This is a genomic window from Rhizobium ruizarguesonis, from assembly GCF_012349115.1.
In the GTDB taxonomy this organism is placed as follows: Bacteria; Pseudomonadota; Alphaproteobacteria; order Rhizobiales; family Rhizobiaceae; genus Rhizobium; species Rhizobium ruizarguesonis.
In genome coordinates, this window is sequence record NZ_PQIG01000126.1 from 1 (window position 1) to 22,268 (window position 22,268).

Consider the following 22,268-nt stretch of genomic DNA (forward strand, 5'->3'; position numbering starts at 1 on the left):
AGGCGCGGATGCGGGCAGCGGGCTGCCTTCCAGGCCGGTCGCTACCACTGGGACGCGGAACTTGCCGTCGAGGCTGCGGTCGAGATCGCCCCGACGTATGCAGTCTTGCCGTTCCGGACAAGGCCGCTCTCCAGCCAGTACGAGGCGTCTCCGGCTGTTCCGGCAGCAAGAGCGGTGGGCCGTGCGGAACATGGATGGCGGCCGACGCCTTCAGCCGGCCGCGTGGACCGGTTTCGGCCGATGAATTGGAACCATGAACCCGCCGTGCTGTTTACCTGGAAGGCGCGGAAGCGCCGATAACGGGGATGCCGATTGCCGGCCAACCCGGTAATGACGATCGGCCTTTCGGTTCGCCTATGGAGGAACACGACATGCAAACGACCCGATCGAAAGAACTGGCGGACGAATACCTGCGGCTTGGCGGCAAACGGCTGGCCAAGATCGACGACAATATCGTCAAGATCCGCCACTGGGATGATGACACGCCGGAGGCCGAGGCCTTCTGGCAGAAGCACATTGAGCCGTTGGATGACAAGCGCCGCGTAGAGGTCGAAACGCACCTTCCCACGATCAACGACAGGTGATCGCGAATCAACGACCGGTGATAGCGGCGATTTCCCCGGAGCGCAGGACATTGAAGCACGACAGCGCCGCGCGTCTGAAAAGACGCGGCAGGCTGTTGTGCTCGGATATGTCGCGCCGCTGCGCTTACTGCAGCGTGCGCGTCTGGATCTGTTCGGCGGCGTGAGGCGCGGATGCGGGCAGCGGGCTGCCTTCGAGGCCGGTCGTCACCACCGAGACACGGAACTTGCCGTCGAGGCTGCGGTCGAAGATCGCCCCGACGACGATATCGGCGTCGTCCTGCACTTCGTCACGAATGCGGCTTGCCGCCTCGTCCACTTCGAACAGCGTCATATCCGACCCACCGGAGATCGAGATCAGCACGCCCCTGGCGCCCCGCATCGAGATATCGTCGAGAAGCGGGTTGGCAATGGCTGCTTCCGCCGCCTTCATCGCGCGGCTCTCACCGGAGGCTTCGCCGGTACCCATCATCGCACGGCCCATGCCTGACATGACCGACTTCACGTCGGCAAAATCGAGGTTGATCAGGCCTTCCTTGACGATCAGGTCGGTAATGCAGCCGACGCCGGCATAGAGCACGCGATCGGCCGTCATGAAGGCATCTGCGAACGTCGTTTTTGCATCAGCAATGCGGAAGAGGTTCTGATTGGGAATAACGATGACCGTATCGGCCGCCTGGCGAAGCGCCTCGATGCCGATTTCCGCCATCCGCATGCGGCGGTTGCCTTCGAAGGTAAAGGGCTTGGTGACGACGCCGACCGTCAGGATGCCGGCGGCACGCGCAGCGCGGGCGATGACAGGTGCAGCACCCGTGCCTGTGCCGCCGCCCATGCCGGCGGTGACGAAGCACATGTGCGAGCCGGCCAGGTGATCCATGATCTCATCGAGCGACTCTTCGGCAGCCGCATGGCCGACCTCAGGCAGCGAACCGGCGCCGAGACCCTCCGTCACATTCGCGCCAAGCTGGATGCGGCGCGTCGCCTTGGAGGTGGCCAGCACCTGAGCATCCGTGTTCGCAGCGACGAATTCGACGCCTGCCAGCTTTTCCGCGATCATATTGTTGATCGCATTGCCACCACCGCCGCCGACGCCAATGACTGTAATATGCGGCCGTAGTCCCGAAATGCCGCTCTTGGCGTCCGTCATCGCGCTCTCCTTTGATGTTTCGTTCATGCCCACCCTCGTTTGCGGACGGCGAATCGTGCGTCAGGATACGCGAGCAACAAGGCAGAGGCGAGGCGAAAGACGTGTCAGCGAGAGGGTGATGATCGGGAAAGGGGCTGGGTTGCTGCTTTCAGGGAGGGAGCATTAAGCCGGGAGCTGAGAATTACGCTTCAGGGATAGGTCGCGAAAGCAGCCTTGCGCCAAAAGCGGGCATCCTATCGAGATAGAACGCTATCGTACGTTTCCTGCCCCCATCGGCGAGGTGGCGGCCGTGACAGGACTCCCTTACGCGAACCGGACCGCTGTTCTCGCGCGCGCCTTTGCGACGACTTCCTCGCGATCGCGAGCCGAGCCGCGGTGGAAAGCACAAAACCGGAAGACGCAGAAGCGCCGATGACAGGACGCCGATCGCAGGACGCCGGCCTTATCCCGGCAATGACGATCGGTCGCTAGGGAAACGCGTCAATGACGTTTTGATACACAATATAGAAGTGTTCGCCAACTTTGCTGACGCTGAAGGGCCAGTCCGAACCAGGATAGAGATTGACGCATTCTTTCTTTTCCGAGCACAATTTTTGGGTTCGCTGTTGCCAGGCGGCGGATTGCTCGCCGCTGGGCAAGGCAATCTCATCACTCTCATCATACACAAGCGTCGTGGATGTTATCGCCTTGAACATACTGTCCAATGCAAATGTCCTGAATCGCGGCTCACCGCTCGTCACATCGGTTCGTTCGATCTCTGCCAGATACGCTTGCTTGTTCAAAGCAAATCGAACGCTGTCGGGCGTTATGCCGGTAGCAGCAACGATGTAAATAATGACTAGCCACGGAAGGGGCGTGATCAAGAGCGACACGACACGCCACCAGCGCCGCCGCGCCAAGTTGATGCAGATGGAACCGGTCACGGCGATCACGGTCAGCGCGAGAGTGATAAGGCCGATGATCCACCAGTCCCATTTGGGGGCCAGCCACCATAGCCAATTTTGCGCCAGGTACGGCAAAAACCAGATTGCGTATGTCCAAGTAAACTTGTCATCACGTTTTTCCGACTCTGCCACGTTTAGCTACCGGTCATTTATTGATTCCCTGATCAACAATAACACGCAGGATAGATGGCGATTTGAAAGAGGGGTGGCACTGATGACCTAGCTGAAACACGACCAGCTGATCGCGGCCGCGATGCTGGCCACAACGATGACATCCCTGCGTCAGGCCGAAGCCGCTGAGTGCGAGTAGGAAACCTTCGAAGAGGCGGGATATGTCGTCTGTACTGTTGAAGCTGACAAGCCGACCCCTTGGCGAAACGTTGGCCACATGAGTTTCTGGATGTCGCTGATCGGGTTATCGGCTTACAGCCTTCTTACGTGCCCCACGAACTTCCAGCATTACTGGCGGATATAGCTGAAGCGGCCCCGGCCCTCCGAAGCACGATCGCTTGGCGCCGCCTCCACAGCCTTGTCACGGGTTGAGCTCATCTGAACGAATGATGCCATTGTTTAGCTTGTCGTCATCACGCAGGAACCAACCCCACCACCACCGGCAAACACAACACACACCGTAACCCCACCGCCCCATTCGCCTCGAGCACCAGCGACCCACCATACAATCCCGCCAGCTCGCTGACGATACTCAGCCCAAACCCGTTGCCCGGCACGTGTTCGTCCTCCCGCACACCCGGCAGCAGCACGGCATCGCGCCGATCCGGCGGTATGCCCGGACCGTCGTCCTCGATGGTGATGCGGGCGGTTGGGCCGTCGCGGTGGGCGCGGAGGGTGACGTGGGAGGCGGCCCACTTGAAGGCGTTGTCGATCAGGTTTCCGAGCATTTCCTCGACATCGCTTTCGTCGCAGGCGACGCGCAGGCCCGGCGCGATATCGGTGTCGAAGGCGATGTTGCGTTCGGCGTGGATCTGGCTGATTGCCCGGTGGAGATCGGCGACGGAGACCGCGAGGTCGGTGCTGGCGACATTGTCCGACGAGGCCATCACGCGGCGGGCGGCGGCGAGGTGGTGTTTGATCCTGTTGTCGATGCGGGCTGCGAGGCTGCGTAAAGCGCCTTGCGGATCGTTCTTCTCGTCGAGCGCGAGCAGCAGGCTCGCCACGGGGGTCTTGAGGCCGTGGGCGAGATTGGCGAACTGCATGCGCGTCGCCGAGAGCCTTTCCTCATTGGCTGCCAGCAGCGCATTGGTTTTCAGCGAGAGCGGCGCAAGCTCGACGGTCGCTTCATCCGGCAGGCGGGCGCGTTCTCCCCGGTTGATGGCATCGATATCGGCCGCCATGGATTTCAGTGGGCTGAGACCAAAGCGGATCTGCCAGAGCGTGCCGGCCATCAACACAAGGCCGAGCAGCAGCATGCAGGGCACCAGCCAGAAGAGAGCGCGGAGCGCCGGGCCGACGAGGGCGATCATCGGCGCCGTCGCGGTGATCGTCAGCGTCATGCCGTCAATGCTGCGCACGGCTTGGCGCAGGTAGAGCGGCCCTCTTCCCCGATCACCGCCGCTGCCTGATGTTGGCATGCCCATCAGCACATGGCGCAGGTCCTGCCGTGGCGGCGGTGCGTCGATCGTGCCGTTCATCAGGGAGCGCGAGGTCAGGCGTTGCTGCCCGTCGTCGATCTGCCAGTACCAGCCGGAGGAGGGGCGATCGAAGGGCGGCGCATCGAGCGGCGCGGAGAGGGCGATCCGTCCCACAGCGTCACGCATCACCGCGCCAGCAAGCGCGTTGATCTGGGTGTCGAGACGCTGGTCGATCTGCTCGCGCACTATCGTCTTCAGCGCCAGCCACAGCACGATGGCGGCGACGACAAGCGCCAGCGTCACGAAGATGCCCGAAAACATCAGCAGCCGGCCGGCGATCGATCTCGGTTTGAGGGACGGGGCCTTCATGGCGCCACTGCTGCCGTCAGCATATAGCCGCGGCCGCGCACCGTCTCGATCCGATCGGCCCCGAGCTTCTTGCGCAGGCGGGCGATGATGACCTCGATGGAATTGGAGTCGACTTCGGCATCGCCGTCATAGACGCGCTCGGTCAGTTCGCGCCGGTCGACGATCATCTCCTTGCGCAGCATCAGGCAGGAGAGCACCCGCCATTCCAGCGCTGTCAGCTTCAGCGGCAGGCCGTCGAGCTCGAAGGTGCCGAGCTGGGCATCGAAGACCAGCGCGCCGCAGACGAGCCGCGAGGCGGCGTGACCGGACGCCCGGCGCACCAAAGCGCGCAGGCGAAGCACCAGTTCCTCCACCTTGAAAGGTTTGGCGAGGAAATCGTCGGCGCCGGCCTTGAAGCTCGAGACCTTGTCCGGCCAGCCATCGCGCGCCGTCAGCACCAGAACCGGCAGGTTGCGGTCGCCCTCGCGCCAGCCCTTCAGCACGCTGACCCCGTCGATCTTCGGCAGGCCGAGGTCGAGGATCGCGACATCGAAGAGTTCGGTCAGCCCCGCATGGAGAGCGTCTTCGCCGTTGCGCGCGATATCGACGACGAAGTACTCCGATCGCAGCACGGCGGCGATCCGGCCGCTCAGGTCTTCGTCATCTTCGACGAGCAATACGCGCATGGGAAGAACTTTCATCTACGGGAACGGCCCGAAACTATCGGGCCGAGCTTAACTCAATCTGAACGGAGAGGTTCAGGCAGGCGAGGGGGTGTGGCGGCTAGATTGCAGCATCACTGACTGATGGAGCAGATATATGCCGAACGAAGACCAGGACAACGAACAGGGCGCAACGCCCGTGACGCCAGCACACCGTCGGCGCCGGCTGGCGGTGCCGGTCATCGCCGCCGCCGTGGCGCTCGTCATCGGCGTGGCCGGGGGTGCCAGCGCTGTGAAGATGATGCGTCCGACGCCTGAAATGGCGCCGGTGACGCCGGTGGCGATTTCGGCCATGCCGGCATCGAGCCTCATCACCATCAAGGGTAAGGTCGCCGAGATCTACGGCAACAAGTTCGTGCTGCAGGATGAGAGCGGCAAGGCGCTTGTTGAAACCGGCCGGGCTGGCGAGGATGAGGACCTTGTCGCGAAGGATGAAGCCGTCACCGTCCAGGGACGCTTCGATGACGGCTTCGTGCATGCGAGCTACCTTGTTCGCCAGGATGGACGAACCGAAGCGCTGCGTCCGCCGAAAGGCCCACCCCACAGACGATTTGCAGATTTCGATCACAGGCCCTGACAGGCGTGAACCAAAGCCGCGCTGCGGTGTTTACCCACGCAGTTGATATCTCCGACACAGGAACGTTCCCATGCAAAGACTTCTTCTCTCAGGCATTGCCCTTGCCGCGCTCGCCGGCGCCGCTTTCGCGCAACAAACGCCCATCCCGCCATCGGCCGGCACTCCGCCCGCCGCGGCCGAGCCCAGCACACCGCCTTCGCCGCCGCCGCCGGCGCCTCCGTCTGCCTCCGGTGACGATGGGTCGATGATGGATGGGCCGATGATGGACCGGCCGGACGCGAGAGAACGTCCCGATCGCCCCGATCGCCAATGGCATGGCCCGAGAGGCGAGATGGGCTTCGGCGGTGACGGCGGCTTCCGTGGCGACAGGGGCTTCCGCGGTCATCGTCCGATGCTCCCGCCGCCCTCCAAGGCCGCCCATTTCCGCATCGAGGACGGCAACACCAAGATCGACCTGAAATGCGCCGAGGACGAACCGATGAAGGCCTGCGCCGATCTGCTGCTCCAGGTGATGGACCGCCTGCAGGGGCAGGACTGATCATCTGCGCTTGAGGCGGATTCCGGATGATGATGCGGTTGCCTGCGTTTTCTAGCGGGCGATTGCAGTTTGACGCGAACACCACCCCTTTTCCGTCAGTCAGGCCTTGTGCCGAGGATCTGCGGCACCGGCTGCAGATGCTCGGGACAAGCCCAAGCATGGGGGAAGAGGGGTTGGCGCGTTCTCTCGCGGGCGGTTTGTGGGTTTCTTGGAGGCCGCGGCTCGGTGAATCGAACCGTCACCCCGACCTCAACAGGCGCCTGCTATTTGATGACGTTCACGTTCATCACGGTTTCCTCGATCTTCCCGTCTCCATAGGGGGAGCTGAGGACGATCCTGTCGCTGCCGATGTAGCCTGGCTCCGATGTATAGTAGCCAACGACGCCTCCCACCTTGACCGTCCGGCATTTCGCCAGCTTTCCCGCTGCATTGGGAAAGACCGGTTCGTGGACGATCTGGAGACGGCCATGCTTAGGCTGCTCCACGATATGCGTAGCCGGATAATCGGCATGGCTGCAATCGTTGTTGATATGCCAGGTCTGACCTATCCGCGTCTTTTCGCCACTAAGCGCCGTTATCGATTTGGACTTTTGTCTGAAGCTATTGGAGGTCGTTGTGCAACTCGAAAGCGAAATCACCGCCACTGCCAAAATCAAGCATACAAAGAAATTTTTCACTATAAATCCTCAACTTTTGCTTGAATGAATATTGGATTCCTCTCAGGAGTCACTCAGGGGGCAAAGCCCCCGATCCGGGAATTCTCTTGCTTGCAAATATCGGCGAGGTGCAATCTTGAAAAGACGTGTCGTGGCGTGGTTCTTTCTGCTCGCAGTAGGTGCAGGGGTACTCCCGGCCGGCACCGGCGATGCCGGTGGCGTCCCTTTTTCCGCCAGCCGGAATGTTCCTGACTACAAGGCTTCGATGACCGTCCGAGATCCCTATCCTTTCCATCATAAGCCGAAAGAATATTCGCGCTCGGTCTTTCATCACGATGGCTGGACCCGGGTCGAAGAGATCCAAGGCAATGAGGCAAACATCGCCTATGGAAGCGCCCTTGATAACGTCGTGTTATGGACGAGAAGGTTCGGCGACGAAGACTTTACGAGGGTCGACATCGACAAGACCAAGCCGCGGGAAGCAAGGGAAACCGGGGATGCAGAGAGTCGGGCCGGTGAAGCTTGCAAATGGTCGGAGATCACCCGCAAAGGCTCGCAGGATGGACCGATCTGGCTCAGCTGCCTGTCAGGTGACGGCATTGAAATTGGCGAAAAGGTCTTGTTCAGTAGCAAGGAGCTCATGACCGAAACGCGATTGGTCAGGCTCGAGCGAAAACCTGTTGCGGATTCCGAAGTCAGGCCCCCGAAGAGGCTCTTCGATCCCGGGTTCTGGCTGAAGCCGTTCAGGGACTATCCAGATAGGCCCGCAGATCGCGTCGACTTTGAAGCCAGAATGACCGGCATGCACTCAGACCTCAGAATCCTCAGGCATTATCCCTGGCAGTCCGAAGAGCGTCGCGGCAAGGACGGATCGGTGCGATTCACGGTTTGGAACGACCTCGAAAACCAGGGAATCAACCTCATTTACTCCAAGCGCGAATATAGTCTTCAAGCTTTCCGCTCGCCGCTTGATCCCGCACAACCGTTCAATCAACTCGACGCTGAAAGAGGTCAGGCCGACTTGAAACGTAGAGATAATCACCTTGGTGAATCCTGCGCCTGGTTCAACATGACGCCCGACTCTGCAGACGCGGGCAGAATGGAATGTTTGACGCCGGATGGCGTGCCCCTGAAAGTCGACGCTTGGGCTTGGGGTGGGGACGGTGAAATCTACACCGCCGCCGAGCTCAAACGCCGCCCTGTCGACCTCAAGGAAATGCTGCCGCCGCGCGAATTGATCGAGCCCTCGGCGTGGGGATTTACGGTCGAGGACTGAGGGCGCCGCTCCCTGCATCCATCGGATGCCGGAACGCCCGCCTCGTCCTTCGAGGCCCCTGCGGGGCACCTCAGGATGAGGCTCTCTTTGGCGTTGGCGGACGGCGCACTGGCGCGAGACGGTGGCGCAACGGGAGCCGGGAGACATTCTCTCACGCTCATTGTTGGGTGCGGCATCCTCCAATGGCCCTCATCCTGAGGCGCGCAGCCCATAGGGCGGAGCCTCGAAGGACGTGCTGCAACGCTGCTTCCAGCATCCATCCGGCCCCGGCGCACCCGAGAGACGAGGATGTTCGAGCTGACGCATCGAACGATCGGTGTCGTCGGCTCACCGCGTGACGCGAGCAGCCGACGTTGCGGAGTAGCGGTCGCCGTGGATTTCGATGCCAGAAAAGACCGCGTCGATCTCTGCCAGTTCTTTCGATGTGAAGGTGATGTCGGCGGCGGCGATATTCTCTTCCAGCCGGTGCAGCTTGGTGGTGCCGGGAATGGGGACGATCCAGGGCTTGCGGGCCATCAGCCAAGCGATAGCGACCTGGGCTGCGGTCGCGTTTCTGCGGCTAGCGATCGCCTCGATCGCATCGACCACCGGCTGGTTTGCCTTGCGGTTTTCGGCCGAAAGGCGCGGATTGGTCTTGCGGTGGTCGTTGCCGCCTTCGAAACTGGTGTTTTCGTCCATCTTGCCGGCCAGAAACCCGCGGCCGAGCGGGCTATAGGGCACGAAGCCGATGCCGAGTTCTTCGACGACGGGCAGGATTTCCCGTTCCGGGTTGCGCCACCAGAGCGAATATTCGCTTTGCAAGACGGTGACCGGCTGGACCGCATGGGCGCGGCGGATAGAGCCGGCATCAGCTTCGGATAGGCCGAAATGCAGCACTTTGCCGGCGCCAATCAGATCCTTCACCGTGCCCGCCACCTCTTCGATCGGCACGTCAGGGTCGACCCGATGCTGGTAGAAGATATCGATGCGATCGGTGCGAAGCCGCTTGAGGGCTTCTTCGACGACCACACGGATGCGTTCCGGCCGGCTATCCAGGCCGACTTCCGGCCGGCCATCCCTAAAGCCAAATTTCGTCGCGATCACCACCTCATCACGGATCGGCGCCAGCGCCTCGCCGACGAGATCCTCGTTGGCGAACGGCCCGTAGGCCTCTGCCGTGTCGAAGAAGGTCACGCCCCGCTCATGCGCCGCCCGCAAGAGTGCAATGGCATCGCCGCGCTCCATCGCCGGCCCGCGATGATAGTTCAGCCCCATGCAGCCGAAACCGATTGCCGATACGTCAGGGCCTCTTTGGCCCAGCTTGCGTTTGATCATGCGGATGTCCTCCTCAGGTTTGATCGTAACCTAAGGGCAAAGGTTGGTATCGATTAGCCGGTGATATCGGCATGGGCTTATGAGTTGGGTTCATGAATGTCACCCGGCGAACTGTGAAGCGGCGAACTGCAAAGGGCGGCGAGGGCGCGTTTGCGCTGAAGGTCGATGGCTTGGCGTCATGACGCCAGCCGGAAGGCTCCGCTTTGCACGGCTTGGATAACGGCGCCCAGCGTCTCCTTCCTGTCGTGCCCATCCGTCGACAGAACATGTCGCTCAAACGCACCCAGCGATGAGAACTGTCGATGGAGCTCTGCAATAGGGCCGGGATCGGTCAGCGTGTTGCCGCCACGCTCCCGGCAGCGCCGGATGGCGACATCGAGCGGCGGACGCAGAATCACGTAGTGGAGGGGTGCTGCGATTTTCCGGAACGGTTCCAGGAACCACGGCCCGACGATGCCGTCCACGACGACGAAGTAGCCGCCGCCGGCATAGCCTGCCGCCGCCTTCGTCAACACGTCGACGACAACGATATTCTGTTCATGTGCTTCCGGCAGATAGGGCGGGATCACGCCGTTCTTGATGAAATGCCAGAAGTCGTCGGAATGAAGATGGACCTTCGGCGGGCCGGGCTCGCTGGCGAGCGCCTCGGCCGTCGTGGTTTTTCCCGAGCCCGGCGGCCCGGTGAGAATGAGAACTTCGCCCGTGTGGTTCATAGCATGGCAATTTCGCACGAAGCAGCATCGTTTCGCAATTAGCCGATAGGGGGTCGGCAATAGCCAGGCATGACCCCCTTCGTTCCGAAGAAGAAGCCGCTGAAGCGGCAGCTACTCCGGTAGCCCCGCCATCCTGAGAGCCTCGATATATCGATTGCGATCGTCCGGTCGCCGGAATGGTGGCAGCACGTCTGCGAGATTGGAAAGCCGGAGGGCGGGATCCATCAGGCACAGGCGAGCGATCGTTTCGCGGGCTTGGGCAAGCCGCCCAGCCATGGCCAGGCTCGCTGCCATCAACGCGCATCGCGCTCGGGTAGTTCGGCTGGTGCCTTAGCGATTTTCCTGCCCAGCGGCAGCGTCTTCATAGTGACCGGCGCAAAAATGCGCGAGCCCGGTGTTGAACTGCCAGGCAAAAATGCGCGGATCCAAGGGGCTGAGGCGCATGGCAAGGGCTGCGTGTTCGACGGCTTTATCGGGCTCGCCGAGGCAAGCCTTCACCCAACTGCTGACGCCGAGTGCAGCCGCCAGGTTCGGGTTGAGGTAGAGGGCGCGATTGATGCAGGCCGCACTGTCGTCGAGGTCACCGCCGACATAACCGATGACATATCCGCCGTAGGTGAGCGCAACGGCATCGTCCCAGCCGAGTTCGACGGCTCTCCTCGCCAGCCGGGTCGCTTCGGCAGTCTCGTCTGCGGGATTGAGCATCCAGCCGTTGCTCTTTCGTCTGTTGGTGACCGTCCGGTCGAAGGCCGCCAGGCCGCGGAGATAGTAGTCGTAAGCGTCGAGGCTCTCGGTCGGCTTGCGTTTGGCACGCTCGATCTCAGCCTCCTCCACTTTCGGCGTTATGGCGCCGACGATGCTCGAGGCGACCTGATTCTGAAGATCGAAGACATTCGCCAGGGTTCCGTCAAAACGATCGGCCCAAAGATGTGTACCGGTCGACGTGTCGATGAGCTGCCCGGCAATGCGCAGACGGTCACCGGTCCGGCGCACACTTCCTTCGACCACATAGCGTACGTCCAGCTCGCGCCCGACCAGCTTTATGTCGACCGCCTGACCTTTGTAAGTGAAGCTTGAATTCCGGGCGATGACGTAGAGGTGGCGGAATTGAGCAAGCGCGATGGTGATGTCCTCGACGATGCCGTCGGCAAAATATTCCTGCTCCGCGTCGCCGCTCAAATTCTGGAACGGCAACACCGCAACCGATGGCCGATCGTGATGTTTCGCCGGGGCCGGGAAGACCTGCGGCTGTGAGGCGACGTCGAGGCGGGGCGCCATCCGCTTATGTTCCGATCCCTGCCGCGATTGCAGCGAAGCGGCCAGGGAGGAGGTCTCTGCCTCGGGTTCGGCCTGAAGATGCTTCTTCAAGAGCGCCCGACAGGCTTCGAACTGGCGCAGGGCCGCGTTTTCGTGACCCCTGAGAGCGTGGATCCGCATCAGCGCCCGATGGGCGGCCTCCATGGTCGGGTCCACAGCCAGCAGCCTTTCGGCGAGCCCTTCGCAAGCCGATTCTTCCGCGGAGCCCGGCTCGGAGAATGCGAGGCTCAACCGCTCCACCAGCTGCAGCGCCTTGCGTTGATATGTCCTCCGGTACGGTCCAAACCACTCATCCAGCCCGTCCGGAATGGCCTCGCCTGAGAGCACCTCGCCGCGGTAGAGATCGGCGGCGAAGGCGAGATCGGCCGTCCGGCCGGCCTCCAGTTTACGGTCGAAGATCGAAATGTCGGTTTCATCAGGACCTGTTATCAGCGCGACGGTTTCCTGATCTCCGTCGATGTAGACGGCGGCATCCCCGCCGGCCGGAAACGATCGTCTGATATCGACCAGCGCCTGGCGCAGGCTGTTGCGGGCCTGCTCATTGCTTCGTCCCGGCCAGAAAGCTTCGGAAAGCAGTTCCCTGCGATGGCCGCGGCGGCCTGCAAGCACCAGGGCAGCAAAAAGAAGTGCCGTCTTGCGCGTGGTGAAGCGGATTTGCCGGTGCTCCCGGGACGTCGCTTCAAGGCCACCCAGCAACCTGATGCGCAAAGACCGTCTCCCAGATTTCGACCGCCACCGCAGAATAGCATTTCGGCAGATAGATTTAACACCGATTTAGCGGCGGCTTGTCGAAGTTTTCCCGGCCGTTCACGCTGAGCCGAACAGCGCGAAAACACCCGCGTGTCAGGCTCCCACTTGCAAATCTCACAAATGGGAGACTGAAAATGGCTCACACGGAAACTCATGCCGGCATCAGCGCGCCGGAAAGACAGGCGTTCGGGTCCTGGCCGAACAGCGTGGCAACCATCGTCGCCGCCCTGAGGGCGTGGCGGCGGGCCGTGGTTAGACGGAAGGGACTGGCAGAGTTGACACCCGATCAGCTGAGGGACATCGGTTATCCCCGGGATGACATCGGTCATCCCCAGGACAATCGACTCGTGCTCGAAATCAAAGCAGGGTTGATGACGAAGTTGCTGTCAATGCGATAGTCCGAATGTTCGACTGCGCGGACGCGTCGGGTCGAGCGGCCGGAAAGAGCTCACGGCGGGCGGCATTGGCAGGATATCGAGTGGGCTTGTCTGTTTTTTCGCTGCCGAGATTCAACTATGATGGGGCGCTGGAACGATAGGGAGGGCACGGCATGATCGATCATATCACCATCGCAGTGAGTGACCTTGAGAGGAGCAAATTGTTCTATGAGCGCGCTTTCGAACCTCTGGGTTATCGCCTCTCCTTCGGGAAGGAGGGCGTGTTCTGGGCCTTCGATGTCGGCGGCAGCCTGTTCGAGATCCAGCACACCGACGATAAGCCGCCTCTGACGCGTGTGCACGTTGCCTTTCGGGTTCGGAGCAGGGCGGAGGTCGAGGCGTTTTATCAGGCCGCGCTCGAAGCCGGCGCCCGGGACAATGGCGCGCCCGGCCCGAGGCCGGAATATGAAGAGAACTATTATGCCTGCTTCGTTCTCGATCCCGACGAATACAATATCGAAGCGATGCTCAATGAGCCGGCGCCGCAAGGGTGAGGTGCAGGGCTCCGCTCACAGAATGCAATCGAGGGGGAAGTGGATATGTCCAGTTTCAGGAACGCCGTCGTCTCTTTGCCCGGCAAGGAGCGCGTGGCGAGCACGCCCTTCGGCGCGAGGATCGTCATCCATGCCACGGCCGCCGAGACCGGCGGCGCGTTCGGGATGTGGGAAACCTTCACGCCGCCCGGTCATGGTCCCGCCCCGCACACGCACACCCGGGAGACGGAATTCTTTCGGGTCATCCGCGGGCTCTATCGATTCCAATGCGGCGACGAGGCGTTCGACGCGCCTGTGGGAACCGTCGTCGTTCTGCCGCCACATGTACCCCACAGCTGGCGAAACATAGGCGAGGAACCCGGCCAGATGTTCGGCACGGTCACGCCAGGCGGCTGCGAGCAAATGTTCCTCGATATCGAGGCTTTTGGTGCCGATACGCCTGAGAAAATCGCGGTGATCGAAGCGCGACTGGGGATCATAAACGACATCACGCTGGCGCTCGGATTGACAGGCCCGCAACCGCGCTGATCGATCATCAGGGTGTCGATCGGATCCTCAGCCGGTGGCCGTCTTCAGACTTTGCGGCCAGAGGTCGAGAGGACCGAGCGGCGTTTTGCTCCAGTCGCGAGTCTGGATCAGCCGGCCAATTTCCCCGCCACCGACAGGAAAGCGAGCTGTGAGTGGCTGAGGGGATTCGGAATCCAAGGCTCGCTCCAAATTTTGATGGTCTTGCTAATTAGCTCATCCTTTGATTTTTTCCACCATGGGTGTCACGGCTTCTTGTATCAATGTTGCGGCCACGCGGAGCGCGCCGGCGGCGCAATCTTGCGGCTGACGCTTCTACACCCGCAGCGGATCTCGCTCGCATTCCCGATACCACTTGAGGCTGAAATTTCCCAGTTGTTTACGAGCCGCTGGTACTCGTCGGCATCAAAGCGTTGGAGCCGCCGCTGATGATCCGATTGACGACACCATCGAGAGTGTTTTTTGCCATCACTGCAGTCGCCTATTTCCTCCAGATGGTGCCTGTCGTCAGCGAGATTCTGTTTTTTCTCGCGGTTATGGCCTGGCCGATTTTGCTGCTCAATCTCGGCTTTCTGTCGATGATTTTTGAATCGGCCTTCGGCGAGTCTCCAAGAATTCTGCTGATCTTTCCGGTGCTCTGGTTCGGCGGAAACGCGGCTGCGGCAACGATGAGCCAAATCCGCCTGTCGGACCTGCGATCCGAAGTCGAACGTATGAACGAGGGCAAGACGGTGAGCTTCGATCCCGCGTCTCAGACGGTGGTGTTTGACGGAGAGGAAGCCATGTCCGGCGTCGCATCCCGTCTAGTGGGGAGTTACGACGCCCCCGTCGCCTTTGCGCGGCAGACAGGCGGGAGCAAATTGCTGGCCTTCACAATGGGTGGTCGCGACATTTGCCAGAAAGCATGGGACCGGCGAAGCGGCTTATGGAAAAAGGATATATCGCCCTCCGGATATCAGGAGAACAATAAACTCGTTCATGGCCTCTGCGTCATCCGATACCCGGCCGCACCCCCGCCAAGTCGGATCACGGTCAAATCCAGGGCCTATCAAAAATCGGAGGGTTTCCTGCTTCCCTTCGAATTGAAGGAATTCACATTGACCGATGCCAGCGGTAAATCAGTGAGCGTCTATGCCGGAACCGCGCAGACCTTGAGCTGGTATCCGTTGCCCATATTGGGCTGCTCCTACATCGAGAAACCGCACCTGAAATGCTATGAGTATGTCTTCAGGCTTTCGGCAGACCCGGTTGGCGGTCGAGCTTCCCGTGAGAGCGACTTACCGGTTGACGTCATTGCCCGCGCATTGGGCCTTGAAAAGGCTCCCGCCAGCACTCGTGCTGCAAAACTCAACGCGGACAGGACCGATCTTCCTTAAGGGTTCGGTTACCGGTCGAGGACGTTCGTGCCGTGGCATCGAACGATCGACGTCACTGTCCTTCCATTCCCCGGCGTCCAAATGCAGGTCTTGCGCCATTGACCTGAGGTCTGGGAACGTCGGTCGTCGTCACGCGATGCCTAGGTGCCACGGGCGGTTCGCGTCGCTGGGGCTCATCGGTATCAGGGGATGTCCAAGTGAAACGATAATCGCTCGGGCAAAACAGGAGTGACGCATTCAATGTAAAATTGGCGATCTTGGCGATTGTGGAGAATGCCGATACAGCGGCAGAGCCGGAAAAAAGCAGCGCGACGAAAAAAACAAAGATGTTGAGTGAGATCACTCCCAACAGAATGGGCTTCGGCTTGAAACCCATGTCGCGTATTCTTGCAGCTTGCAAGCTGTAGCTAACCCACAGAAGGGGCGGTCCGCACAGGATCCCCAGCGCAATCAAGACCGTGAAGAAGTCCTTGGTGTCCTGCTGCCTCATCACCAGCAGAACAGCAGCTAGCACTGCGCCGAAGACAAGGCCGATGCATGTGCTCGTGCAGAAATACTGCAGCCTTGCCACCCGCCCACGGAAAGAGAAAAGCACATCCAGCATTCGATCCCCCTTTTTTACGCGATATATCGAAGGGTGTTTTCGAACCTCTGAAAGACATCGGTAAAATCTGATCGAAAGGGTGTGTGTTGGGCGAGGGGGGGAACGATACACGTCAGGATGGACGGGAGTTGGGCTGCGTCTCCCGCCGGCGTCGTCAGGCTCTTCAGGCCGGCGACGGGCACGGAGGAATACCAAGCGCCTATTCTTGCGTTCGGCAATATACTTGTGAGATTGTATCGATATACGTGCGATAATGCCTGGTGCGGGCAGCGCGGGGGCTTCGATGACATCCGTGAGGGTCAATGAGTTGATATCGGTGGCGGGGCAGCCCGACGCCGCAGGTTTTGCCGCTTTCGCGGCGGATGGCTTTGCCGCCGTCATCAATGCCCGGCCGGATGGCGAGGAGCCGGAGCAGCCGGGCAATACGGCGGAAAAGGCTTCCGCCGCCGCCGCCGGACTCACCTACAGCTTCGTGCCGGTGAAGGGGACCGAGATCACCGAAGCCGATATCCGTGCCTTCCAGGCGGCGATGGCCGAGGCCAAGGGACCGGTCGTCGCCCATTGCAAGAGCGGCACGCGGGCGCTGACCCTCTATGCGCTGGGCGAGGTGCTCGACGGGCGGATGAAGCCCGGGGATGTCGAAGCTTTTGGTCAAAACCTCGGCTTCGATCTCGCCGGCGCGCGCCGCTGGCTGGAAAAGCGGTCAGGGCAGGCGGCTGATGTGAAGGCCTTCTTCGAGCCCCGCACCTGCAGTGTGCAATATGTCGTTTCCGACCCGGCGACGAAACGCTGCGCCATCATCGACCCGGTGCTCGATTTCGACGAGATGTCGGGGGCGACGGGGACGGCCAATGCCGACGCCATCCTTGCTCATATCAAAAGTGAAGGGCTGACGGTCGAGTGGATCCTCGACACGCATCCGCATGCCGATCATTTCTCCGCCGCGCATTATCTGCATGAGAAGACCGGCGCGCCGACGGCGATCGGCGCCCATGTCACCGACGTGCAGACGCTCTGGAAGGAGATCTACAACTGGCCGGCGCTTAAAACCGACGGCTCGCAATGGGACCGGCTGTTTGCCGATGGCGACACGTTCGAGATCGGTGCGCTTAAAGCCCGCGTGATGTTTTCGCCCGGCCATACGCTTGCCTCGATCACCTATGTAATCGGCGACGCCGCCTTCGTGCACGACACAGTGTTCACGCCGGATTCCGGCACGGCGCGCACAGATTTCCCAGGCGGAAGTGCTGCCGCCCTCTGGCACTCGATCCAGGCCATCCTGTTGCTGCCCGAGGAGACCCGGCTCTTTTCCGGCCACGATTACCAGCCGGGCGGCCGCCACCCGCGCTGGGAAAGCACAGTGGCGGCGCAGAAGCGCGCCAATCCGCATATTGCGGGCATCGACGAGGCCGGTTTCGTGGCGCTGCGCCAGGCGCGCGATCGTACGCTGCCCAAGCCGAAGCTGATGCTGCACGCGTTGCAGGTGAATATCCGCGGCGGGCGGCTGCCCGAGCCGGAAGGGAATGGCAGGCGGTATTTGAAGATTCCGCTGGATGCGTTGTAGGGGCGGCGGGCGCTGGCAATCGCCGTATCGTTCAAAGCGCGCTTTCCACATCGGTCATGACGAGGTCGTCGCCGACAAACAGCAGCCGGCACCCATGTTCCCGAGCCACCTCGTGGGCGAAGCAATCGCCGAAATTCAGGCTGGCGGGATGGGCGCCTTTGCCCCAGGTGCTGTTCGCCAAGCCGCGACCGGCAGTTCGCGCACCGAACGGCGGCGTGAAGCCATACGCGCGATATATTTATCTGCTGGCGGCATGGCGCCTTCGGAATAATCATTGACGGCGCGCGGGCAGGCGACGTAACTGGGTGCGACGGTTCCCTAAAGATGACTCCAAGGGGATTAATAGGGAACACGGTGAGGACGACCCAGCAGGGACCGAGACCGTGGCTGCCCCCGCAACTGTAAGCGGATTGTCGATCATCTCAGGAGTGGCCAGCGACTGGCCACCTCTGAAGGGCTCATGGCCCTGCCACTGCAAGATATTGCGGGAAGGCGGATGAAACGACGGATATCCGCAAGCCAGGAGACCTGCCGTCAATCACGATCCAATCAACCGGGCGGGGATGCCCGGACAAGGAACAGATATGATTGACCTGCTGAACCTTCGCCGAATTCCGGCATGCATCCGTCTCGATTGGGCCTCCTGCGGCTAGTGCGCCTAAGCGTGCTTTCGGTCCGCGCATATGCGCGGAACGGCCGTGATTTTTCCCTTCATCGAGGTTTTCCATGCGCCAGATTCTCGCCACCATGACATTTGCCTTCGGGCTCGCCGGCCTTGCTGCACCAAGCCTTGCCGCGACCCAGTATCCCTTGACCGTGACCAATTGTGGTCAGCAGGTGACCTTCGAAAAGGCGCCGTCCAAAATCGTTTCGATCGGCCAGGGCATGACGGAAGTGCTCTTCTCGCTCGGCCTTGCCGACAAGATCGCCGGAACGGCCGTCTGGGTCGGTCCCGTCCTGCCGCAATATGCCGAGGCCAACAGCAAGATAAAGCGACTTGCCGACAACGACCCGAGCTTCGAATCCGTCGTCGGGCAGGAGCCCGATCTGGTGGCGGCCGAGTTCGAATGGCATGTCGGCGCACAGGGCTCGGTCGGCAAGCGGGAGCAGTTCAAGGATCTCGGGATCAATACCTATCTGGCGCCGGCCGATTGTGTCGCCAAGGTCAACACCGATGGCGGCGACGGCGTGCGTGGGGAATTGTTCACGATGGAGCTGATCTACCGGGAAATCGCCGAGCTCTCGGAGATCTTCGACGTGAAGGAACGCGGTGATGCGCTGATTTCGGAATTGAAAAAGCGCGAGGCGGATGCCGTCGCTTCGATATCAGGCGCCTCGGGCAAGAACCTGCCCATCGTCTTCTGGTTCTCCAGCAAGGAGGTCAATGGCGACGCCTTCATCGCCGGTAAAAACAGCGCGCCCGCCTATATTCTGAAGACGATCGGCGCGAAGAACGTCATCACCACGGAAGAGGAATGGCCGCTGGTCGGTTGGGAAACCATCGCCCAGGCGAACCCGGCGGTGATCGTGCTCGCAACCATGGACCGCCGCCGCTACGCGGCTGACGATCCCAAGGTCAAGGTCGATTTCCTCGAGAACGATCCTGTGACCAAGGAGCTGGATGCGGTCAAAAACAAGCACTTCGTGATGATGGACGCACAATCAATGAACCCGACGATCCGTACGATCGACGGCATCGAGACATTGGCGAACGGCATCAAGTCCTTCGGCCTGGCGCAGTGAGGGCAATGTCGGTCAGGCAACAGGGATGGTGGGCGCTTGCCGCGCTCACCATGGCCGCACTTCTCCTGCTCGGGCTGATGATCAGCCTTGCCGTTTCCATCGGCGAGATCGCAATTCCCGTTGCGACGACGGCGGAAGCGGTTTCGAACCGGCTGTTCGGAACGCATTTCGAGCTCAGCCGCATCCACCAGGGCATCGTCTGGGATTATCGTCTGAGCCGCGCGCTCGTCGCCGCCAGCGCCGGCGCATCGCTCTCGCTTTGCGGTGCGATCCTGCAGGCACTGCTGCGTAATCCGCTGGCCGAACCTTACGTGCTCGGCATTTCCGCCGGCGCTTCGACGGGAGCCGTCTGCGTGATGATCCTCGGCTTCGGCTACGGTGTTCTCGGCCTGTCGAGCGGCGCCTTCATCGGTGCGGCCATCGCCTTTCTGCTGGTCGGCTTCCTGGCGACGGGTGCGGGGGGAACCGGCGAGCGCATCATCCTGTGTGGCGTCGCCGGTTCGCAGCTCTTCAGTGCACTCACCTCCTACATTGTGACGACATCGGCGAATGCCGAACAGGCGCGCGGCATCCTGTTCTGGCTGCTGGGTTCGCTCAGCGGCGTGCGCTGGCCGGATGTCTATCTGTCGGTGCCGATCGCGCTTGCCGGCTTCATCATCTGCATGGCCCATGTGCGGGCGCTCGACGCCTTCGCTTTCGGCACGGATGCCGCCGCCTCGCTCGGCATTGCCGTACGCCGCGTCCAAATCGTGCTGTTCGCCATGACGGCGGCGATGACGGCAAGCGTCGTCAGCATGGTGGGTTCGATCGGCTTCGTTGGCCTCGTCATCCCCCACGCCGCCCGCTTCCTCGTCGGGCCGGCGCATAGGCGGCTGCTGCCGGCAACGGCGCTTGGCGGCGCGATCTACATGGTCGGCGCCGATATCGTCTCGCGCATCATCATCCCGCAGCAGATCCTGCCGATCGGGGTCGTCACCGCACTCTTCGGCGCACCGGCTTTCGCCGTCATCCTCTATCGTGTGCGGGGGAAGGCATGAGCATCAGCGTCGATGAGGTGAGCTTTGCCGCCGGCGATACCGTCATCGTCAACGGCGTCAGCCTGACGGTGGAAAGGGGCAAGGTGCTCGGGCTGCTCGGGCCGAACGGTTCCGGCAAATCGAGCCTTCTCAGATTGATCTGCCGGCTGCGCAAGGTTCGCAGCGGCATCATCAGGCTGGGCGACGACGACATTTCCTCGCTGTCGCGCGCAGCCCTTGCGCGTCGCGTCGCCTTCGTCGAGCAGCAATCGACGACCGATACGCAATTGACCGTACGCGACGTGGTGCGGCTTGGCCGCACGCCGCATCGCGGGCTGTTGTCGTCCTGGGGCGCCGGAGACGACGCCGCCGTCGACGAGGCCCTGTCGCGGACGGGCATGCGGGAGAGGGCGGGCCAGCTCTGGCAAACGCTGTCGGGCGGCGAGCGCCAGCGCGTCCATATTGCCCGATCGCTGGCACAGGCGCCGAGCGAACTGCTGCTCGACGAGCCGACCAACCATCTCGATATCCAGCATCAGCTCGACATTCTCTCGCTGATCTCAAAGCTCGGCATCACCTGCATCGTCGCGCTGCACGATCTCAACCTGGCGGCTATGTTCTGCGACAGGCTGGCGGTGCTTCAGAAAGGCGAGGTCATTGCCTCCGGCGCGCCGGAGGAGGTGCTGACGGAGGATATGATCGGCCGGGTCTTCGGCGTTCGCGCCCATGTCCAGAAATCGGCCGTGCATGGCCGGCATCACATCCAATACGTCATGGATTGACGGATGGCCGGGAATTTCGGTCTCAAGGAGGAGGTATGGCTCGCTAGCCTTTTTCCCGGACTGGCGTATTATTTCTTGCGGTCGAATGGAGTTCCGAGATGCTCGAACGAAATCAGCTTCCCCTGCGCCCTGTCGCACCCGGCTTTGCTGTCGCCTGGGTGGCCATCATTTCAGGTGCGAGCGTTGCCCTCAGCCTGCTTTTTGCCTGTGTCACGCCCTTCGTGGCGTTGGCGGCGGTATCGGCGGTCATTCTTCCCCGGCGGATGGCGGCGACGGCTGTTCTGCTGGCCTGGCTCGCCAACCAGATGGTCGGATATCTCGTGCTCGGTTATCCCCAGACCTGGGACAGCTATGCCTGGGGTCTGGCGATCGGTATCGCGGCATTTGCATGCCTGGCTACGGCGCTCCTGGTACTTCGTCTCTCGGCCGATCTTACCGTCACGATGGTCGGCGCCTTCATGGCCGGGTTCGTTGCCTATGAAGGCGTGCTGTTTGCCGCAACAGTGGTGCTTCCGTCCGGCGAGGGCGCGTTTTCGGCAGCGGTGGTCGCTGATATTCTGTTGATCAATTCTCTCGCGGCGATCGGGCTCATCTGCCTGCATGCCGGCGCGGCAGCCGGCCGTGCGCTCGTCGCAGGACAGTCGGGACCGATGTTGTCTTAGGCTTGAGGCGCCGGAAACCGCATTGTCTCCCGCAGCAGCTCGATGGCCTCTGAGACCGATGGCCCTTTGACCGGTGGCGGCTCTGCGCGTTCGCAGAACTCGCGCCAGACAAACAGCGTCAGTTCCGCGCCATCCGTGGCGGTTTCTCCCGGTCCCTCTGCGAAATTCTCGAGCAAGCGATATCGACTGTCCTTCCAGAGCAACTCCTCCACCCAGTCATATATCGGGATCACATGAAAATGGATCGGGTAACCAGGCGTGTGCCCGTATCGGCCGATATAGACGCGCTGAGCATTCAATTGCTGTTTCAAGGTACTCTGAGCCCTTGCAAGTAATGGGCCGAATTCGGCCAAAGCATCTTCGGACAAATCCGACAGATCGTTGGTGTCGGTCTTGGAGCTGATCATGAGGTAACCGGGAAGGGCAGAATTGATGCGGTGGTTCACAAGCCATCCGGCCGTCTCGACAATGTGAAAGTGCTGAGGGATCTCCACGGACTTACTCCTGATGCACCCTTCAGGGGCTTCGATGAATCCTTCTAGAGCGTGCTGTTTTTAGACGGCAGCATATCCTGAGTTTCTAAGATAGTTTGC

General features: G+C 61.4%; 23 protein-coding genes, 2 pseudogenes and 1 riboswitch. Of the genes and pseudogenes, 14 read left to right on the top strand and 11 right to left on the bottom strand.

The features are described from left to right. A partial coding sequence (locus tag C3Y91_RS37690; protein WP_210267754.1) for a hypothetical protein occupies positions 1-300 on the top strand: 300 nt, incomplete at its 5' end. A gap of 71 nt (positions 301-371) precedes the next feature. Beyond that, on the top strand, positions 372-584 hold the full coding sequence (locus C3Y91_RS34150; protein WP_003560596.1) for a hypothetical protein: 213 nt from the start codon (positions 372-374) through the stop codon (positions 582-584). 124 nt (positions 585-708) lie between these two features. Here the strand turns inward: C3Y91_RS34150 and ftsZ are convergent, their stop codons facing one another. The 4 genes from ftsZ to C3Y91_RS34170 all read right to left on the bottom strand — a co-directional run bounded on the left by ftsZ (position 709) and on the right by C3Y91_RS34170 (position 5,295). Further along, entirely contained in the window at positions 709-1,728 is a 1,020-nt protein-coding gene (gene ftsZ / locus C3Y91_RS34155) for a cell division protein FtsZ (RefSeq protein WP_168576336.1), read from the bottom strand. Positions 1,729-2,195: 467 nt separating this feature from the next. Continuing rightward, a complete protein-coding gene (locus tag C3Y91_RS34160) occupies positions 2,196-2,804 on the bottom strand; it encodes a hypothetical protein (protein ID WP_018493195.1) in 609 nt (202 codons plus the stop codon). A 452-nt stretch (positions 2,805-3,256) separates the two neighbouring features. Beyond that, positions 3,257-4,630, bottom strand: a complete 1,374-nt coding sequence (locus tag C3Y91_RS34165; RefSeq protein ID WP_164567499.1) for a sensor histidine kinase — start codon at positions 4,628-4,630, stop codon at positions 3,257-3,259. Further along, on the bottom strand, positions 4,627-5,295 hold the full coding sequence (locus C3Y91_RS34170; protein WP_130760850.1) for a response regulator transcription factor: 669 nt from the start codon (positions 5,293-5,295) through the stop codon (positions 4,627-4,629). Before C3Y91_RS34170 ends, C3Y91_RS34165 begins: the two co-directional genes overlap by 4 nt. Positions 5,296-5,428: 133 nt before the next feature. On the opposite strand from C3Y91_RS34170, the gene C3Y91_RS34175 reads away from it, so the two are divergent. Continuing rightward, positions 5,429-5,908 carry a hypothetical protein gene (locus C3Y91_RS34175; RefSeq protein ID WP_018074351.1) on the top strand — a complete coding sequence of 160 codons (480 nt, stop codon included), beginning with the start codon at positions 5,429-5,431 and terminating at the stop codon, positions 5,906-5,908. 70 nt (positions 5,909-5,978) lie between these two features. Next, positions 5,979-6,446 carry a hypothetical protein gene (locus C3Y91_RS34180; protein ID WP_164567497.1) on the top strand — a complete coding sequence of 156 codons (468 nt, stop codon included), beginning with the start codon at positions 5,979-5,981 and terminating at the stop codon, positions 6,444-6,446. A gap of 263 nt (positions 6,447-6,709) precedes the next feature. Here C3Y91_RS34180 and C3Y91_RS34185 read toward each other — a convergent pair whose 3' ends face one another. Next, the gene (locus tag C3Y91_RS34185) at positions 6,710-7,123 is read right to left on the bottom strand and encodes a hypothetical protein (protein ID WP_130762313.1); all 414 of its coding nucleotides are present in this window, start codon (positions 7,121-7,123) and stop codon (positions 6,710-6,712) included. A gap of 115 nt (positions 7,124-7,238) precedes the next feature. Between C3Y91_RS34185 and C3Y91_RS34190 the strand changes: the two genes are divergently transcribed. Further along, entirely contained in the window at positions 7,239-8,378 is a 1,140-nt protein-coding gene (locus tag C3Y91_RS34190) for a hypothetical protein (RefSeq protein WP_174827202.1), read from the top strand. Between the two features lie 327 nt (positions 8,379-8,705). On the opposite strand, the gene C3Y91_RS34195 is transcribed toward C3Y91_RS34190, so the two are convergent. The 3 genes and pseudogenes from C3Y91_RS34195 to C3Y91_RS34205 all read right to left on the bottom strand — a co-directional run bounded on the left by C3Y91_RS34195 (position 8,706) and on the right by C3Y91_RS34205 (position 12,430). Beyond that, positions 8,706-9,692: an aldo/keto reductase gene (locus tag C3Y91_RS34195; RefSeq protein ID WP_130762312.1), complete on the bottom strand. Its 987-nt coding sequence runs from the start codon at positions 9,690-9,692 to the stop codon at positions 8,706-8,708. 176 nt (positions 9,693-9,868) lie between these two features. Next, on the bottom strand, positions 9,869-10,405 hold the full coding sequence (locus C3Y91_RS34200) for an ATP-binding protein (RefSeq protein ID WP_024322473.1): 537 nt from the start codon (positions 10,403-10,405) through the stop codon (positions 9,869-9,871). Positions 10,406-10,516: 111 nt separating this feature from the next. Then, positions 10,517-12,430: pseudogene (locus C3Y91_RS34205) on the bottom strand (BTAD domain-containing putative transcriptional regulator). 176 nt (positions 12,431-12,606) lie between these two features. On the opposite strand from C3Y91_RS34205, the gene C3Y91_RS34210 reads away from it, so the two are divergent. The 4 genes from C3Y91_RS34210 to C3Y91_RS34225 all read left to right on the top strand — a co-directional run bounded on the left by C3Y91_RS34210 (position 12,607) and on the right by C3Y91_RS34225 (position 15,304). Further along, positions 12,607-12,870 (top strand): YjiS-like domain-containing protein, encoded by a 264-nt coding sequence (locus tag C3Y91_RS34210; protein ID WP_130762311.1) that lies wholly within the window; start codon positions 12,607-12,609, stop codon positions 12,868-12,870. A gap of 152 nt (positions 12,871-13,022) precedes the next feature. Further along, positions 13,023-13,403 carry a VOC family protein gene (locus tag C3Y91_RS34215; RefSeq protein ID WP_018074358.1) on the top strand — a complete coding sequence of 127 codons (381 nt, stop codon included), beginning with the start codon at positions 13,023-13,025 and terminating at the stop codon, positions 13,401-13,403. A 45-nt stretch (positions 13,404-13,448) separates the two neighbouring features. Beyond that, positions 13,449-13,931 (top strand): cupin domain-containing protein, encoded by a 483-nt coding sequence (locus C3Y91_RS34220; protein WP_050566567.1) that lies wholly within the window; start codon positions 13,449-13,451, stop codon positions 13,929-13,931. 425 nt (positions 13,932-14,356) lie between these two features. Continuing rightward, positions 14,357-15,304: a hypothetical protein gene (locus tag C3Y91_RS34225; protein WP_168576333.1), complete on the top strand. Its 948-nt coding sequence runs from the start codon at positions 14,357-14,359 to the stop codon at positions 15,302-15,304. A gap of 52 nt (positions 15,305-15,356) precedes the next feature. Here C3Y91_RS34225 and C3Y91_RS34230 read toward each other — a convergent pair whose 3' ends face one another. After that, entirely contained in the window at positions 15,357-15,908 is a 552-nt protein-coding gene (locus C3Y91_RS34230; RefSeq protein ID WP_130655828.1) for a DUF805 domain-containing protein, read from the bottom strand. A gap of 283 nt (positions 15,909-16,191) precedes the next feature. Here C3Y91_RS34230 and blh point away from each other — a divergent pair, with 283 nt between their 5' ends. Then, positions 16,192-17,472, top strand: coding sequence for a bifunctional sulfur transferase/dioxygenase Blh (blh, locus tag C3Y91_RS34235; RefSeq protein WP_130664789.1), 1,281 nt, complete (start codon positions 16,192-16,194; stop codon positions 17,470-17,472). A 31-nt stretch (positions 17,473-17,503) separates the two neighbouring features. On the opposite strand, the pseudogene C3Y91_RS34240 reads toward blh, so the two are convergent. Further along, positions 17,504-17,650: pseudogene (locus tag C3Y91_RS34240) on the bottom strand (type II toxin-antitoxin system VapC family toxin); the annotation flags it as partial. Between the two features lie 116 nt (positions 17,651-17,766). After that, a riboswitch (cobalamin riboswitch) is annotated at positions 17,767-18,022 on the top strand. 176 nt (positions 18,023-18,198) lie between these two features. Between C3Y91_RS34240 and C3Y91_RS34245 the strand changes: the two are divergent. From C3Y91_RS34245 to C3Y91_RS34260, 4 genes are all read left to right on the top strand, one after another. Continuing rightward, positions 18,199-19,215: an ABC transporter substrate-binding protein gene (locus C3Y91_RS34245; protein ID WP_130664788.1), complete on the top strand. Its 1,017-nt coding sequence runs from the start codon at positions 18,199-18,201 to the stop codon at positions 19,213-19,215. A gap of 5 nt (positions 19,216-19,220) precedes the next feature. Continuing rightward, positions 19,221-20,252 carry a FecCD family ABC transporter permease gene (locus C3Y91_RS34250; RefSeq protein ID WP_029768217.1) on the top strand — a complete coding sequence of 344 codons (1,032 nt, stop codon included), beginning with the start codon at positions 19,221-19,223 and terminating at the stop codon, positions 20,250-20,252. Further along, positions 20,249-21,013: an ABC transporter ATP-binding protein gene (locus C3Y91_RS34255; RefSeq protein ID WP_024322461.1), complete on the top strand. Its 765-nt coding sequence runs from the start codon at positions 20,249-20,251 to the stop codon at positions 21,011-21,013. Before C3Y91_RS34250 ends, C3Y91_RS34255 begins: the two co-directional genes overlap by 4 nt. Positions 21,014-21,111: 98 nt before the next feature. After that, a complete protein-coding gene (locus tag C3Y91_RS34260; protein WP_075224011.1) occupies positions 21,112-21,675 on the top strand; it encodes a hypothetical protein in 564 nt (187 codons plus the stop codon). Here C3Y91_RS34260 and C3Y91_RS34265 read toward each other — a convergent pair. Further along, the gene (locus tag C3Y91_RS34265) at positions 21,672-22,169 is read right to left on the bottom strand and encodes an HIT domain-containing protein (protein ID WP_168576335.1); all 498 of its coding nucleotides are present in this window, start codon (positions 22,167-22,169) and stop codon (positions 21,672-21,674) included. The two genes, C3Y91_RS34260 and C3Y91_RS34265, sit on opposite strands and share 4 nt — an antisense overlap. Between the last annotated feature and the right edge of the window lie 99 nt (positions 22,170-22,268).